Source organism: Microbacterium sp. MMO-10 (genome assembly GCF_037148715.1).
Taxonomy (GTDB): Bacteria; Actinomycetota; Actinomycetes; order Actinomycetales; family Microbacteriaceae; genus Microbacterium.
Map to the genome: position 1 here is coordinate 305,553 of NZ_JBBCSV010000002.1, position 14,715 is coordinate 320,267.

Annotated in this window: 13 protein-coding genes; 9 read left to right on the forward strand and 4 right to left on the reverse strand. The window is 72.0% G+C overall.

The genetic code is table 11. From position 1 onward, the window contains the following. Positions 1 to 48: 48 nt before the first annotated feature. Complete coding sequence (gene argS / locus WFJ17_RS05825; RefSeq protein ID WP_251444735.1) at positions 49 to 1,716, forward strand: arginine--tRNA ligase; 1,668 nt, start codon at positions 49 to 51, stop codon at positions 1,714 to 1,716. A 1-nt stretch (position 1,717) separates the two neighbouring features. After that, positions 1,718 to 2,605 (forward strand): LmeA family phospholipid-binding protein, encoded by an 888-nt coding sequence (locus WFJ17_RS05830; protein WP_336647908.1) that lies wholly within the window; start codon positions 1,718 to 1,720, stop codon positions 2,603 to 2,605. Between the two features lies 1 nt (position 2,606). Here the strand turns inward: WFJ17_RS05830 and WFJ17_RS05835 are convergent, their stop codons facing one another. Together WFJ17_RS05835 and WFJ17_RS05840 are read right to left on the reverse strand one after the other, a co-directional pair. After that, complete coding sequence (locus tag WFJ17_RS05835; protein WP_336647909.1) at positions 2,607 to 3,650, reverse strand: YhjD/YihY/BrkB family envelope integrity protein; 1,044 nt, start codon at positions 3,648 to 3,650, stop codon at positions 2,607 to 2,609. A 228-nt stretch (positions 3,651 to 3,878) separates the two neighbouring features. After that, positions 3,879 to 4,268: a VOC family protein gene (locus WFJ17_RS05840; protein ID WP_336647910.1), complete on the reverse strand. Its 390-nt coding sequence runs from the start codon at positions 4,266 to 4,268 to the stop codon at positions 3,879 to 3,881. A 146-nt stretch (positions 4,269 to 4,414) separates the two neighbouring features. Here WFJ17_RS05840 and lysA point away from each other — a divergent pair, with 146 nt between their 5' ends. The 5 genes from lysA (at position 4,415) to prfA (ending at position 11,415) form a co-directional block, all read left to right on the forward strand. After that, entirely contained in the window at positions 4,415 to 5,860 is a 1,446-nt protein-coding gene (gene lysA, locus WFJ17_RS05845; protein WP_336647911.1) for a diaminopimelate decarboxylase, read from the forward strand. After that, positions 5,857 to 7,176: a homoserine dehydrogenase gene (locus WFJ17_RS05850; RefSeq protein WP_336647912.1), complete on the forward strand. Its 1,320-nt coding sequence runs from the start codon at positions 5,857 to 5,859 to the stop codon at positions 7,174 to 7,176. The genes lysA and WFJ17_RS05850 overlap by 4 nt, the downstream gene beginning before the upstream one ends. Positions 7,177 to 7,198: 22 nt before the next feature. Further along, entirely contained in the window at positions 7,199 to 8,152 is a 954-nt protein-coding gene (gene thrB, locus WFJ17_RS05855; protein ID WP_336648179.1) for a homoserine kinase, read from the forward strand. A 197-nt stretch (positions 8,153 to 8,349) separates the two neighbouring features. After that, on the forward strand, positions 8,350 to 10,293 hold the full coding sequence (rho, locus tag WFJ17_RS05860; protein WP_336647913.1) for a transcription termination factor Rho: 1,944 nt from the start codon (positions 8,350 to 8,352) through the stop codon (positions 10,291 to 10,293). A 42-nt stretch (positions 10,294 to 10,335) separates the two neighbouring features. Further along, complete coding sequence (prfA, locus tag WFJ17_RS05865) at positions 10,336 to 11,415, forward strand: peptide chain release factor 1 (RefSeq protein ID WP_251444716.1); 1,080 nt, start codon at positions 10,336 to 10,338, stop codon at positions 11,413 to 11,415. 25 nt (positions 11,416 to 11,440) lie between these two features. Here prfA and WFJ17_RS05870 read toward each other — a convergent pair whose 3' ends face one another. Continuing rightward, the gene (locus tag WFJ17_RS05870; protein WP_336647914.1) at positions 11,441 to 12,088 is read right to left on the reverse strand and encodes a TetR/AcrR family transcriptional regulator; all 648 of its coding nucleotides are present in this window, start codon (positions 12,086 to 12,088) and stop codon (positions 11,441 to 11,443) included. An 87-nt stretch (positions 12,089 to 12,175) separates the two neighbouring features. On the opposite strand from WFJ17_RS05870, the gene WFJ17_RS05875 reads away from it, so the two are divergent. Then, positions 12,176 to 13,159: an NAD(P)-dependent alcohol dehydrogenase gene (locus WFJ17_RS05875; RefSeq protein ID WP_336647916.1), complete on the forward strand. Its 984-nt coding sequence runs from the start codon at positions 12,176 to 12,178 to the stop codon at positions 13,157 to 13,159. Here the strand turns inward: WFJ17_RS05875 and WFJ17_RS05880 are convergent, their stop codons facing one another. Then, the gene (locus WFJ17_RS05880; protein ID WP_336647917.1) at positions 13,160 to 14,224 is read right to left on the reverse strand and encodes a DNA polymerase IV; all 1,065 of its coding nucleotides are present in this window, start codon (positions 14,222 to 14,224) and stop codon (positions 13,160 to 13,162) included. Between the two features lie 60 nt (positions 14,225 to 14,284). Here WFJ17_RS05880 and WFJ17_RS05885 point away from each other — a divergent pair, with 60 nt between their 5' ends. Next, on the forward strand, positions 14,285 to 14,707 hold the full coding sequence (locus WFJ17_RS05885) for a hypothetical protein (RefSeq protein ID WP_336647918.1): 423 nt from the start codon (positions 14,285 to 14,287) through the stop codon (positions 14,705 to 14,707). Positions 14,708 to 14,715: the final 8 nt, after the last annotated feature.

The window sequence follows — 14,715 nt, forward strand, 5'->3', positions numbered from 1 at the left end:
GCGGGGACGGCGGTGGCAGCGAGGCGCACGCCGTAGAATCGGAGTCCTATGAACCCCGAAGCCCTCGCCGCAGCGATCCTGTCCGTCCTCGCCCCGATCGCGGACGAGCGACGACCGGGGGAGCCGCTGGCGCTCGACGCCACCGACATCGTGCTCGAGCGCCCCCGCAACCGGGATCACGGCGACTGGGCGACCAACGTCGCCATGCGACTGGCCAAGCAGCTCGGCGCGAACCCGCGTGAGCTCGCACAGCAGATCGCCGACGGTCTCGTCGCGGTGGACGGCATCGCCTCCGCCGAGGTGGCCGGCCCCGGTTTCCTGAACGTGCGTCTCGAGGCCGGCGCCGCCGGCGCCCTGGCGAAGGTCATCGTCGACGCGGGAGAGGCGTACGGGCGCAACGACTCGCAGGCCGGGCGCTCGATCAACGTCGAGTTCGTGTCGGCGAACCCCACCGGGCCGCTGCACATCGGGCACACCCGCTGGGCGGCCCTCGGCGACGCCATCGCGCGGCTCCTGGACGCGAGCGGCGCGAACGTCGCCCGCGAGTTCTACATCAACGACGCCGGCGCGCAGATGGAGCGCTTCGCCGGGTCGATCGTCGCCTCGGCGAAGGGGGAGCCGACCCCGGAGGGCGGCTACGCCGGCAGTTACATCGCCGACATCGCGCAGCGCGTGCTCGCGGACCGACCGGACTTCCTCTCCCTCGATGACGCCGAGCAGCAGCTCGTCGCCCGCGAGCTCGGCTACCGGTACCAGCTCGCGGAGCAGAAGGAGTCGCTCGCGAAGTTCAACGTCGTCTTCGACGTGTGGTTCTCGGAGCGGATCCTGCACGCCAAGGGCGAGGACGGCGGGCCGAGCCTCGTCGATCAGGCCGTCGACCGCCTGCGCGCGCAGGGGCACGTCTTCGACCAGGAGGACGCGGTGTGGGTGCGCACCACGGACTTCGGGGACGACAAGGACCGCGTCATCCGCCGTTCCAACGGCGAGTACACCTACTTCGCCGCGGATGCCGCCTACTACCTGAACAAGGGCGATCGCGGCTTCGAGCACAAGATCTACCTGCTCGGCGCCGATCACCACGGCTACGTCCATCGCCTGAAGGCGCTCGCCGGCGCGGCCGGCGACGACCCGGACAAGGACGTCGAGGTGCTGATCGGCCAGCTCGTCTCCGTGGGCGGCGCGCGGCTCAGCAAGCGCGCGGGCAACATCATCGAGATGGACGACCTGCGCGAGTGGCTCGGCACCGATGCGCTGCGGTACTCGCTCGGGCGCTTCCCGGCCGACTCGCCGCTGTCGCTGGACCCCGAGCTCCTGCAGAAGCGGACGAACGACAACCCGGTGTTCTACGTGCAGTACGCGCACGCCCGCACGCACAACGTGGCGCGCAACGCGGCCGACTCCGGCGTGGACCGCTCGGCGTTCGCCCCGGAGCTGCTCACCCACGAGACCGAGTCCGCGCTGCTCGGCGCGCTGCAGGAGTTCCCGCGGATCGTGGCCTTCGCCGCCGAGGTGCGCGAGCCGCACCGCGTCGCGCGCTACCTGGAGGAGCTCGCCGGGCTCTACCACCGCTGGTACGACACCTGCCGGGTGATCCCGCAGGGCGACGAGCCGATCGAGGACGTGCACCGCACCCGCCTGTGGCTGAACGACGCGACCGGCCAGGTGCTGCGCAACGGGCTCGGCCTGCTCGGGGTGTCCGCTCCGGAGCGGATGTGACGTGAGCGGCGCGGAGGAGGGCATGCACCCGACCGAGCCGTATCCGCGGAACCTCGGGTCCGAGCACCCCGTCGTCGTTCCGCCGGCTCGCGCCGGCGGGCCGCTGCCGTCCGCGCCCATCGCCGTTCCGCCGCCGCGACGACGGGCTCGCTGGCCGTGGGCGGTGGGGATCGTCGTGGTCGTGCTCGCGGCGCTCGCCGTCGGCGGGGAGTTCGTGGCGCGCGCGGTCGTCGCGCAGCAGATCCGCTCGCAGGTGATCACGGCGCTGAAGCTGCCCGCCGATCAGCAGCTGGACGTCAACGTGGGCGGGATCGTGCTGCCGCAGCTGGTGGCAGGGCGGCTGGACGACGTCCGGCTCTCCTCGAAGAGCGTCGCGCTCGGGCCGATCACGAGCGCCGTGCAGGTCGACGCGACGGGCGTGCCCATCCGCGGAGGCGAGCTGGGCAGCGCGAAGGGCACCTTCCGGATCACCGCGGATCAGCTCGAGAAGGCGATCACGGCCGCCGCCGGATCCACCCCGATCGAGTCCGTGACACTCGTCGGCGCCGACGTGAAGGCGACCGGATCCGTGACGCTGTTCGGTGCGAGCGTCCCGCTCTCCCTCGCGCTCACTCCGGGGGCGGTGGACGGCGAGCTCACCTTCACGCCCACCTCGGCGACGATCGGCGCCATGACGCTCGATGCCTCCGACACCTCTTCGCCCTTCGCGAGCGCCCTCAAGCCGCTGTTCGCCACGCAGAAGCTGTGCATCGCCGACCGGCTGCCGGCGGGCGTGCACCTCAGCGGACTCCGGGTGGACGGCGACGCCCTGGTCGCGACGTTCTCTGCGGACAGCGCGATCACGACCGACCCGAAGCTGCTCGAGAACGGCACCTGCCCGGCGAACTGACTCAGTGCGACGGGCGCTGCTGCGCGGAGACCGCCTCGCGCGCGGCATCGCGTTCGGCGGTGGTCGCCGCGAGCAGTCGCTCCGCCCGATCCAGCCGCCGCTCCTCGAACGTTCGCGGTCGCCCGGACGTGCGGTCCTCGTCGTCCTCCACCCCCGTGATGATCCAGGCGCCGGCCAGCAGCACGACCTGCGCGGACAGGTTCAGCCACAGCAGCAGCGCGATGAGCGCGGCGAACGACGCGAGCAGGGGATTCGACGCAGCGCCTCCGACGAACAGGGTCGACAGCTGCTGCAGCACGAGCAGGCCGAGGCCGCCGAGGAGGGATCCCGCCCAAAGGGCGCGCGCTCGGGCGCGCACTCCGGAGAGCACGGAGAAGAGTCCCGCGATGAGCGCGGTGTCCAGCGCGAACACGATGAGCAGCGACAGCAGCCGCTCGATCCAGGCCGTCGCGGGGGAGTGCCGGAAGCCGAGCAGGTCGGCGATCTGGTCCAGCCCCACAGATCCGATCACGGTGGCCGCGGCGCTCAGCGCGAAGCCGATCCCGATTCCGAGCGCGAGTCCGAGGTTGCGTGCGATCACCCAGTACCACTGCACGTCGTCGGCGAGGGCGCCGGCGAGCGTGCGCAGGGCGATGCGCAGCGACCCGATCGCGCCGAGCGCCGCGCCGATGAGCCCGGCGAGCGACACGACACCCGCGATCGAGAGACCGGTGGGTGCGGTGATCTTCGCGGGGTCGATGAGTCCGCCGGATCCGACGAGCCCCGGCACCGCGGCGTCGACCGCTCGGGCGAGCGCGGCGAGAGCCTCGGGGTTCCCGGCCAGCCACAGTCCCGCGGCCGAGAAGCCGAGCAGCACCGCGGCGAACACGCTGAAGAGGGCCCGGTAGGTGATCCCGTCCGCCAGGGCGGGGCCGTGCTTCTCGGAGTAGAGCAGCCAGGCGCGTGCGACACGCCAGCTCAGCACGCGGCCGAGCACGGCCTCGAACCCCTTCTGGATCCGCGTCTTCTCGGCCGGTGCGTGCTCGGAGTCGGTGCGGGTAGCCATGCTTCGAGCGTAGCGAGAGGAGAGTGGGGGGACGGAGGCGCTTGACGCGGGGGCCGCTCCGTGTCAGCTCGGCCCAGAAGCGCGGTGCAGGGCGGGGCGCACCACCGGCCCGCGCGGAGAGGCGTGCGCTTCGCACGGAGTCGTGCATCTGCTTCGGAGGAAATCGCCGGATCCCTCCGTCGAAGGTGCACATCTCCGGCGGAAGCGCACCGCGCGCGCCGACGGACCTCAAGGGCCCGCGACGACTTCCGCCTTGAAGCCGTCGCTGTTCTCGAGCCATCCGGCGTAGTGGTCAGGCCCGCCGGCGTGCGGGTAGCGGTCGCCGTACAACGTCCGCCATCCATGCGCCTCGGCGGCGGCCATCAGCGCATCGACCTGGGTGCGGGAGCCTCCGTGGAACGCCAGGTGGTTCAGGCCGGGGAGCCGCCGGTCGTGACTCGCGCCATGCAGCGCGGGGGCGGAGCAGATCGTGAGGTACGCATCGCCCGCCCGCCAGGAACAGCCGTCGGCCCAGGCGTCGTCGGCCTCGAACCCGATCTGCTCGAGCAGCCAGCCCCACTCGGCGCCGGCGCGTACCAGGTCGACGACCCAGAGTTCGACATGATGGAAGCCGCGCATCCCGTCATCCAATCAGACGACCCGCAGGCGCGCACCGCACCGTCACACCCGTCGGGGCGAGGCGGTGCGGTGCCTTAGAATTCTCAGAACCCGGCCCGCTCTGGGTCGGGCTCGAAACCCGAGTCCCCCACGACGATTGGTGCCCTGTGCTTCCCGCATCGCCCGACGACGCGCTCGCCCCGGACTGGCTGCAGGAACCAGCCGATCCGAACGATCTCGCCCCGGGGGTGTGGCCGGCTTCCGCCCGGCGGGACGCCGACGGAGAGCTGGAGCTCGGCGGCGTCGGCGTCGCAGAGCTCCGGGCCCGTTTCGGCACCCCCCTCTACGTGCTGGACGAAGCCGAGGTCCGCGCGCACGCCATCCGGATCAGGAGCGCGTTCGACGCCGCGGCGGTCGCCCATGGGACGAAGGCTCGCGTGTACTACGCGGGCAAGGCGTTCCTCAGCACCGAGGTCGCGCGCTGGGTGACGCAGGAAGGGCTCCGGGTCGACGTCTGCAGCCGCGGCGAGCTGGAGACGGCCCTCGCCGCGGGCGTCAAGCCTTCGCGGATCGGCTTCCACGGCAACAACAAGAGCGTGTCCGAGCTGGAGCGCGCGGTCGAGGTGGGCGTCGGCACGATCATCCTCGACTCCGCGATCGAGATCGAGCGCCTCGGAGCGATCGCGGAGCGCCGCGGCGCCGTGCAGCGCGTGCTGCTGCGCGTCAACAGCGGCGTGCACGCGGAGACGCACGACTTCCTCGCCACGGCGCACGAGGACCAGAAGTTCGGGACGCCGCTGGAGGCGGCGCCCGCGCTCGTCGAGCGGATCCGCGAGATCCCCAGCCTCAAGCTGCGCGGCCTGCACTGCCACATCGGATCCCAGATCTTCGGATCCCGCGGCTTCGCCGAGTCGGCCTCCCGGATGATCGAGCTGCACGCGGCGTTGCGCGAGGGCGGCGAGCTGCCCCTGCTCAACCTCGGCGGAGGCTTCGGCATCGCCTATACGTCGGCCGACGACCCGACCCCGATCGAAGAGCTCGCGGGCGCGATCGTCGACGCGGTCGCGCGCGAGTGCGAAGTGCGCGGCATCCCGGTCCCGACGCTGGCCTTCGAGCCCGGCCGTGCCGTGGTGGGCCAGGCCGGAGTGACGGTATACGAGGTCGGCACGACCAAGGAGGTCTCGCTCGGCGACCGCGGCGAGCGGCTCTACGTGAGCGTGGACGGCGGCATGAGCGACAACGCACGGCCGGCCCTCTATGGATCCCAGTACTCGGCACGCATCGCCTCGCGCGAGGGCACGGGCGCTCCCGTGCTCGCCCGCGTCGTGGGCTCGCACTGCGAATCGGGGGACATCGTCGTCGATCACGAGTACCTCCCCTCCGACGTCACCCCGGGCGACCTGCTCGCGGTGCCGGCGACCGGCGCATACTGCTACGCGCTGTCCAGCAACTACAACCACACCCCGCGCCCCGCGGTCGTCGCCGTGCGCGACGGCCAGGCGCGGGTGATCGTGCGGGGGGAGACCCTCGCCGACCTCCTGTCCCGGGACGCCGGCATCGCCGCGTCGGGGGCGGAGCGCACCGGTGCCCGCACCGGAGAAGGAGAAGCATGACGGAACTCGCCGGCCACCGCCGCACCCTCCGCGTCGCCCTGCTCGGCGCCGGATCCGTGGGATCCCAGGTCGCGCGCCTGCTGCTCGAGCACCAGGCCGAACTCGCCGAGCGCAGCGGGGCGACGCTCGAGCTCGCCGGGATCCTCGTCCGCGACGTGGACGCGCCGCGCGACGCGGAGCTGCCCCGCGAGCTGCTCACCACCGACGCCGATGCGCTGATCCTCGGCGCCGACATCGTGATCGAGCTCATGGGCGGGATCGAGCCGGCACGCGGCTATGTCCTCCAGGCGCTGCAGAGCGGCGCCGACGTCGTGACCGGCAACAAGGCGCTGCTCGCGACGCACGGCGCCGAGATCTTCGAGGCCGCCGACCAGGTGGGTGCTTCCGTCTCGTACGAGGCGGCCGTCGCCGCCGCGATCCCGATCATCCGGCCGCTGCGCGACTCCCTCGCCGGCGATCGCATCGAGCGGATCTTCGGCATCGTCAACGGCAGCACGAACTTCATCCTCGACTCGATGGACCGCCAGGGCCTGAGCGCCGAGGAGGCGCAGCGGATCGCGACCGAGCTCGGATACCTCGAGGCCGACCCGACGCTGGACCTCGAGGGCTACGACGCCGCGCAGAAGGCCGCGATCCTCGCGAGCCTCGCGTTCCACACCCAGGTCTCGATCGACGACGTGCACCGCGAGGGCATCTCGTCGGTGACCGCCGACATGATCGATGACGCCCGGCGCGCCGGGTACGTGATCAAGCTGCTCGCCGTGTGCGAGCGCCTGTCGGAGCCGGAGGGCGACGCGGTCTCGGTGCGCGTCTACCCGGCGCTGATCGATCGCGAGCATCCGCTGGCCAGCGTGCACGGCGGCAACAACGCCGTGTTCGTCGAGGCGGAGGCGGCGGGGCCGCTCATGTTCTACGGGGCGGGCGCCGGCGGCGTGCAGACCGCGTCCGCCGTGCTCGGGGACGTCGTCTCCGCGGCGCGCCGGCACATCGCGGGCGGCGTGGGCGTGGGCGAGTCGGCCCGGCAGAGCCTGCCGATCGCGCCGTTCGGTCACATCACCACGCGCTACCAGATCACCATCGAGGTCGCCGACGTCACGGGCGTTCTCGCGACCGTGGCGGGGACGCTGAGCGACCACGGCGTCTCCATCGCCACCGCGTTGCAGACGATCGAGCGCGGCGAGGACAGCACGACCGCGCGCATCGTGATCGGCACGCATCGCGCGACCGAGCAGGCGCTCAGCGACACCGTCGCCCGGCTCGCCGACAGCGAGGCCGTCACCCGCGTGGTGTCGGTGCTGCGCGTCGAGGGGGAGTGACGTGAGCGCTGCGGCAGGCCCGATGCCGGGCCCTGAGGCACTCGAAGGGCGCACCGTCGAGGTGCGCGTCCCGGCCACCAGCGCCAATCTCGGTCCCGGGTTCGACACCCTCGGGCTCGCGCTGAGCATGTACGACGAGCTCGAGGTGACGGCCCTGGAGCCGGGGGTCTACGTGATCGAGGTCAGCGGATCCGGCGCGGAGGAGATCGCCCGCGACGCGTCGAACCTCGTCGTCCGGTCGATCGCGCACGTGTTCGCCGATGCAGGGGTCGCGATGCCCGGCATCCGGCTCGTGGCGCGCAACGGCGTGCCCCACGGACGCGGACTCGGGTCGTCCGGGGCCGCGGTGGCGGCGGGCGTCCTCGCCGCGCAGGGACTGCTCGAGGGCATCGTCGAGCTCGACGACGCCGCGCTCCTGCGCCTGGCCACCGAGCTGGAGGGACACCCCGACAACGTGGCTCCGGCCCTGTTCGGCGGCCTCACGATCGCCTGGACCGGGGAGCGCGGTCCGCAGCACAAGAAGCTGCTCGTGCACCGCGGCGTGTCGCCGCTCGTGCTCGTGCCCGGGTACACGATGTCGACGAAGGCGGCGCGCAGCCTGCAGCCGGATCAGGTGCCCAGCGAGGACGCGGTCTTCAACGTCTCCCGCTCCGCCCTGCTCATCGCCGCCCTCACCCAGAGCCCCGATGTGCTGCTGGACGCGACCGACGACCGGCTGCACCAGGACTACCGCGCACCGGCGATGCCGGAGACGAACCGGCTGGTGCGCGCCCTGCGGGCCGAGGGCTTCGCGGCGGTCGTCTCGGGGGCGGGCCCCAGCGTGCTCGTGCTCTGCGATGGGCCCGGCAGCCGTCTCGACGCGGTCCGGATCGCCGAGGCCGCGACGGACACTCCGTGGATCCCGCAGATGGTCGCCGTCGATGTGCGAGGTGGTACAGTGAGGGAACGAGCGGAGGGTTCTTCGTCACAATCGTGATCCCGGCCCGCGACGCACTTCCTGCGTCAGCCGCACAGCATCCGAAACCGCACCGCGAGCCGGTCATCGAGCTCGTCGAGAGCGTGTTCTCCGGGTGGCATGCAGGGGACAGCCTGTTCTCGGCATGATCGTGCGGTCGCGCCCCGGCATCTGCCGTGTGCGCGTCGAAACACCCACGACTTACAAGAGGAGTACTCGTGGAGACCATCTCCGAGACCCAGATCGAGACCTCGGCCCCGGCCGAGACCGCGTCCGCAGCGGACGCCCCGAAGGCGCCGCGCAAGCGCGCCCCGCGTCGCGCGACCACCGCGAGCGCCGCCCAGGCCGCCGAGGCGGGCGCTGCTGTCGCGGCTCCCGCAGAGGCGGCTCCGGCCGACGCTCCCGCGGAGGAGGCGCCGAAGGCGAAGGCGCCCCGGCGCAGCCGTGCCAAGAAGACCGAGGAGGCCCCCGTCGAGGCCGCGGCCCCCGCGGAGGCGGCGGCTCCGGCCGATGCCGCACCTGCGGCGGACGCCCCGGCCGAGGAGGCGCCGAAGGCGAAGGCGCCCCGGCGCAGCCGCGCCAAGAAGACCGAGGAGGCTCCGGCCGACGCGGCTCCCTCCGAGCAGCCTGCCGCGGCGCCCGTGGAGCCGGCGGCCAAGGAGGCTCCGGCCGACGCGGCTCCCTCCGAGCAGCCCGCCGAGGCACCCGCGGAGGGCGGCGAGGAGCCGACCGGCCGCAGCCGCAGCCGTTCCCGCTCGCGCAGCCGCAACCGCAACGGCCAGGACGGCCAGGCCGGCAACCAGAACAACGGCGGCAACCAGAGCAACGGTCAGAACGGCAATGGCGGCCAGGCCGGCCGCGGCGGTGCCGCGCCGGACGCCGACGAGGACGGCGGCAGCAGCCGCAGCCGTCAGCGCAACAAGCGCCGCGGTGGCGGCAACCAGAACGTCGACGAGTTCGAGACCGAGATCGGCGAGGACGACGTCCTCATCCCGATCGCGGGCATCCTCGACGTGCTCGACAACTACGCCTTCGTGCGCACCACCGGTTACCTCTCCGGCCCGAGCGACGTCTACGTCTCGCTCGGTCAGGTCAAGAAGTACAACCTGCGCAAGGGCGACGCCGTCGTCGGCGCGATCAAGCAGCCTCGCGAGGGCGAGCAGCAGGGGCGCCAGAAGTACAACGCGCTGGTCAAGGTCGACTCCATCAACGGCCTGAGCACCGAGGACGCCGCCGCTCGCGTCGAGTTCTCCGCGCTGACCCCGCTGTACCCGCAGGAGCGCCTGCGCCTCGAGACGGCTCCCGAGAAGCTGACGCAGCGCATCATCGACCTGGTCGCACCGATCGGCAAGGGCCAGCGCGGCCTCATCGTCGCGCCTCCGAAGGCCGGCAAGACCATCGTCCTGCAGCAGATCGCCAACGCGATCGCGCAGAACAACCCCGAGGTGCACCTCATGGTCGTGCTCGTCGACGAGCGCCCCGAAGAGGTCACCGACATGCAGCGCACGGTCAAGGGCGAGGTCATCGCCTCGACCTTCGACCGTCCGGCGGAGGACCACACCACGGTCGCCGAGCTCGCGATCGAGCGCGCCAAGCGCCTCGTCGAGCTGGGCCGCGACGTCGTCGTGCTGCTCGACTCGATCACCCGCCTCGGCCGCGCGTACAACATCGCCGCTCCCGCCTCGGGCCGCGTGCTCACGGGTGGCGTCGACGCGTCGGCGCTCTACCCGCCGAAGCGCTTCTTCGGCGCCGCGCGCAACATCGAGAACGGCGGATCCCTCACGATCCTCGCGACCGCGCTGGTCGAGACCGGATCCAAGATGGACGAGGTCATCTTCGAGGAGTTCAAGGGCACCGGCAACAGCGAGCTGCGCCTGAGCCGTGCGCTGGCCGACAAGCGGATCTTCCCGGCGGTCGACGTCAACGCGTCCTCGACCCGCCGCGAGGAGATGCTGCTGAGCCCCGACGAGGTCAAGATCACCTGGAAGCTGCGCCGCGCCCTCGCCGGGCTCGACCCGCAGCAGGCCCTCGAGGTCGTGCTGGGCAAGCTCAAGGAGACCGACTCCAACGTCGAGTTCCTGCTGCAGATGCAGAACGCGCAGCTGGGCAAGCCGACCGCGGGCACGGGTCACAGCCACGCCTCCGAGAACAGCATCCGCTGACCCGCTTCTGCGGGACAGCCACTGCTCCGGGATCCGGTCGTCATGTTCGAACAGGTCGAGGCGCTGCGCGACGAGCATCGCAGGGTGGAGAAGGAGCTCTCCGACCCCGAGGTGCACGCCGACGCCGCGCGCGCGAAGCGGGTCAACCGCCGCTACGCCGAGCTGAGCCGCATCGTGAAGGCGCATGACGACTGGATCGCCGCCGGGGAGGATCTCGAGACCGCGCGCGAGTTCGCCCGCGAGGACGAGTCGATCGCGGCCGAGATCCCCGGCATGGAGGAGGGTCTGCAGGCCGCGCAGGAGAAGCTCCGGCGCCTGTTGATCCCTCGGGACCCCGACGACGCGCGCGACGTGATCATGGAGATCAAGGCGGGGGAGGGCGGAGCCGAATCCGCCCTCTTCGCCGCCGATCTGCTGCGCATGTACGTGCAGTACGCCGCGTCGAAGGGCTGGAAGACCGAGCTCCTGGAGCGCACCGAGTCGGATCTCGGCGGGTACAAGGACGTGCAGGTCGCGATCAAGGGATCCTCCACGGATCCCTCGCAGGGCGTCTGGGCCCACCTCAAGTACGAGGGCGGCGTGCACCGGGTGCAGCGGGTCCCCGCGACCGAGTCGCAGGGGCGCATCCACACGTCCACGACCGGGGTCCTGGTGTTCCCCGAGGTCGACGAGCCCGATGAGATCGCGATCAACCAGAACGACCTCAAGATCGACGTGTTCCGCTCCTCCGGCCCGGGCGGGCAGTCCGTGAACACGACCGACTCGGCCGTGCGCATCACGCACCTGCCGAGCGGGATCGTCGTGTCGATGCAGAACGAGAAGTCGCAGCTGCAGAACCGCGAGGCCGCCATGCGCGTGCTGCGGGCCCGGCTGCTCGCGAAGCAGCAGGAGGAGCTCGATGCGGCGGCTTCCGACGCCCGGCGCTCGCAGATCCGCGGCATGGACCGCTCGGAGCGGATCCGCACCTACAACTTCCCGGAGAACCGCATCGCGGATCACCGCACCGGGTTCAAGGCTTACAACCTCGACGCCGTGATGGACGGCGCCCTCGAGCCGCTCATCGAGTCCGCGATCCATGCGGACGAGGAGGCGCGGCTGGCGGCTCTCGGCTCCGAGGGCTGAGCGCACTCCCGGAGGCGCCGGCGGCTCAGGCCAGGGCGGCTCTGCGCTGCTCGAGCTGATCGAGCACGAGATCGAGGCCGTAGCCGAACTCGTCCCCGTAGTCGTAGTCGTGCCCGACGACCATCTGCTCGAGCATCTCGGCGAGATGCGGGTACTCGGAGGCGGTGAGCTCCAGCCCCTCGGCGAACTCCTCCGGACCCGTGTCGGGGGTGAACGGGAGGCTCAGCTCCGTGAGCACGAAGCCGTAGATGTACGCATCGAGCGCGGAGTACGCGTGGGCGGCGAGCACGAGGTCGAACCCGTCCCCGCGGAGCAGCCCGAGCACGCGGTCGTGGTGCCGCATCACGGCCTCGCCGGGGTTCGCGCGTGACTCGAGCAGGGTCAGAGCCCAGGAGTGCCTCTTGAGCACGGCACGCATGGCGTGGGCGCGCGAGGTCATCGCGGCGCGCCACGGTGCGCCGATCTCGGGCAGCGGGATCTGCGTGAAAGCCGCGTCGGCGAGCAGGTCGAGCAGCTCCTCCTTGCCGGAGACGTGGTGGTAGAGCGACATCGCCTCGGCGCCGAGCTCCTTGCCGACGTTGCGCATGCTCACCGCGCCCAGACCGCCGTCATCGGCGACCTGCATCGCCGCGGTGACGATGCGCTCGCGGCTGAGCGGGATCCTCCGGGCCACGCGGCCTCCCTTCCGGGCGCGGGTTGCGCCCTTACCGGTGTAAGGCTATCGTAGCGGCACAGAGACTTACGGGCGTAAGGGGACAGGATGCGTGCAGGTGTGGTCGAGCGATACGGACCTCCGTCCGTCGTGCGGATCGAGACGGTGGCCGATCCGGTCGCGGGACGCGGCGAAGTGCTCGTGCGCGTGATGGCGTCGACCGTCAACTCGGGCGACGCGCGCATCCGGGGCGCCCGCTTTCCGCGCGGGTTCGCACTGCCGGGAAGGCTCGCCCTCGGGCTGCGGGGCCCGCGGGCGTCGGTGCTCGGGGTGGTCTTCGCCGGTGTCGTCGAGGCGACGGGTGCGGAAGCGGACGGCGTCGCCGTGGGCGACCGCGTCTGCGGGATGACCGGGGCGCGCATGGGCGCGCACGCCGAGCTCGTCGCGGTGTCCGCCTCGCGGCTCGTGCGCATCGCCGACGAGGTCTCCTTCGATGATGCCGCGGGGGTGCTCTTCGGCGGCACGACGGCCCTGTACTTCCTGCGGGACAGAGCCGCGGTGCGCTCCGGCGAACGGGTGCTCGTCGTGGGCGCCTCTGGCGCGGTGGGCACGAACGCGGTGCAGCTCGCGAAGCACCTCGGAGCCACGGTGACCGCCGTGACCAGCGCGGGCAACGCCGAGCTCGCCAGGGCGCTGGGGGCCGACCGGGTCATCGATTACCGGGTCGATCCGATCGCTGCCCTCGCGGACCGCGGTGAGCGCTTCGACGTCGTCTTCGACACGGTCGGCGCGCTGAGTCCCGCGACCGGACGACCGCTTCTCGCCGAGGGCGGCAGGCTGCTGCTCGCGGCCGCGACCCTCGGCGAGATCGTCACCGCCCGCGGCCCGGTCAAGACGGGCACGGCCCCGCAGCGCACCGAGGACTTCACCACCCTGCTCGAGCTGGTCGGCTCCGGGGCGCTCCGCGTCGTCCGGGACGGCGCGCTCGCGCTGGATCGTCTCGCCGAGGCGCATGCGCGCGTCGACGCGGGCCGGAAGGTGGGCAACCTCGTGCTGCATCCGCAGGAGACCGCCGACGCGAACGCGGACTGATCACCACGCCCCGCGGGTCGGCGTGCGTCCGTCCCGGGCGTCCTCGGGCAGCGTCATCTCCGCCCGCACGCCGAGCAGCCGCACGGCGCGGTCCGGCGCGATCCGCGCGATGAGCTCCCGCGCCCTCTCGACGATCACGGCGCGATCGGCGGTCTCCGGGATCCGCTTGGTGAACGTCTTCGTCGTGAAGGGCGCGTAGCGGACCTTCAGGCCGAGGCCGATCACGCCGCGTCCGTCTTCGGCCACATCATCGAGCACCTGGTCCAGCAGCGCCAGAGCGGCCCGCTCGATCTCCGCGGGGTCGGCGAGATCGGTCTGATACGTGGTCTCGCGGCTGTGTCCGCGCGGAACCCAGGGCGTATCGTCGACGACCGCGGAGCTCCCGCCCTGTCCGAGCTCGCGATACCAGAGACCCATCCGCGGACCGAACTCGGCGGTGAGCGCATCCGCGGGCGCGGCGGCGAGCTCCGCCACCGTGCGGATGCCCAGGGCGAGCAGCCGCTTCGAGACCTTCGGGCCGACGCCCCACAGGTCGATGACCGCGTGCTCGCCCATCACCGCGTCCCAGTTCGCCGCGGTGAGGCGGAACACGCCCCGCGGCTTGCCGAACCCCGTCGCGATCTTCGCGCGGACGAGCGTGTCGCCGATGCCGACGCTGCAGTGCAGCCGCGTGCGGGCCAGGACCGCCTGCTGCAGACGGCGCGCATACGCCTCGGGGGAGTCCGTGTCCACGCCGACGAAGGCCTCGTCCCAGCCCAGCACCTGCACCACGGCCCCGGGCTGGGCGCGCAGCTCCGCCATCACCTCGGCCGACGCCTCCAGGTACGCCGGCGCGTCGACCGGCAGGATCACCGCCTCGGGCGCCTTGCGCGCCGCGATGCGCAGCGGCATGCCGGAGCCCACGCCGAACGCGCGCGCCTCGTAGGACGCCGTGGACGCGACGGCGCGCTCGCCCGGATCCCCGCGGCCGCCCACGATGACCGGCAGTCCGGCGAGTTCGGGACGACGCAGCACCTCGACGGCCGCGATGAACTGGTCGAGGTCCACATGGAGCACCCAGTGCATGCCCTCGACACTACGCGGGGCGCATGCAGGGCGGCACCTGTCCCGCGCTATGCTCCGGCCATGGGCCTCTTCTTCACGCGCACCCTGATCTTCCTGGCTTCCTCGGCCGTCGGCCTCATCGTGGCCGACCTGCTGCTCCCGGGCTTCACGATCGAATGGAGCAAGTGGTGGGGGTTCGTGCTGTGCGTGCTGATCTTCACGGTGCTGCAGAGCCTGCTCGCCCCATGGATCGCCTCGATGGCGAACCGCTACGCGCCCGCGCTCCTGGGCGGCATCGGGATCATCTCCACCTTCGTCGCGCTGCTCATCGTCGTCCTGCTGCCGATCGGAGGCCTGCGGATCACCGACGCGCTGGCCTGGATCCTCGGTCCCGTGGTCGTCTGGATCATCACGGCGCTGTGCACGGTCGTGCTGCCGCTGCTGCTCATCAAGCGCGAGGTGCGCGAGGCCGCGGCGCTGAAGGCCGCGGCGAAGAAGCGCTGAACCCGCTC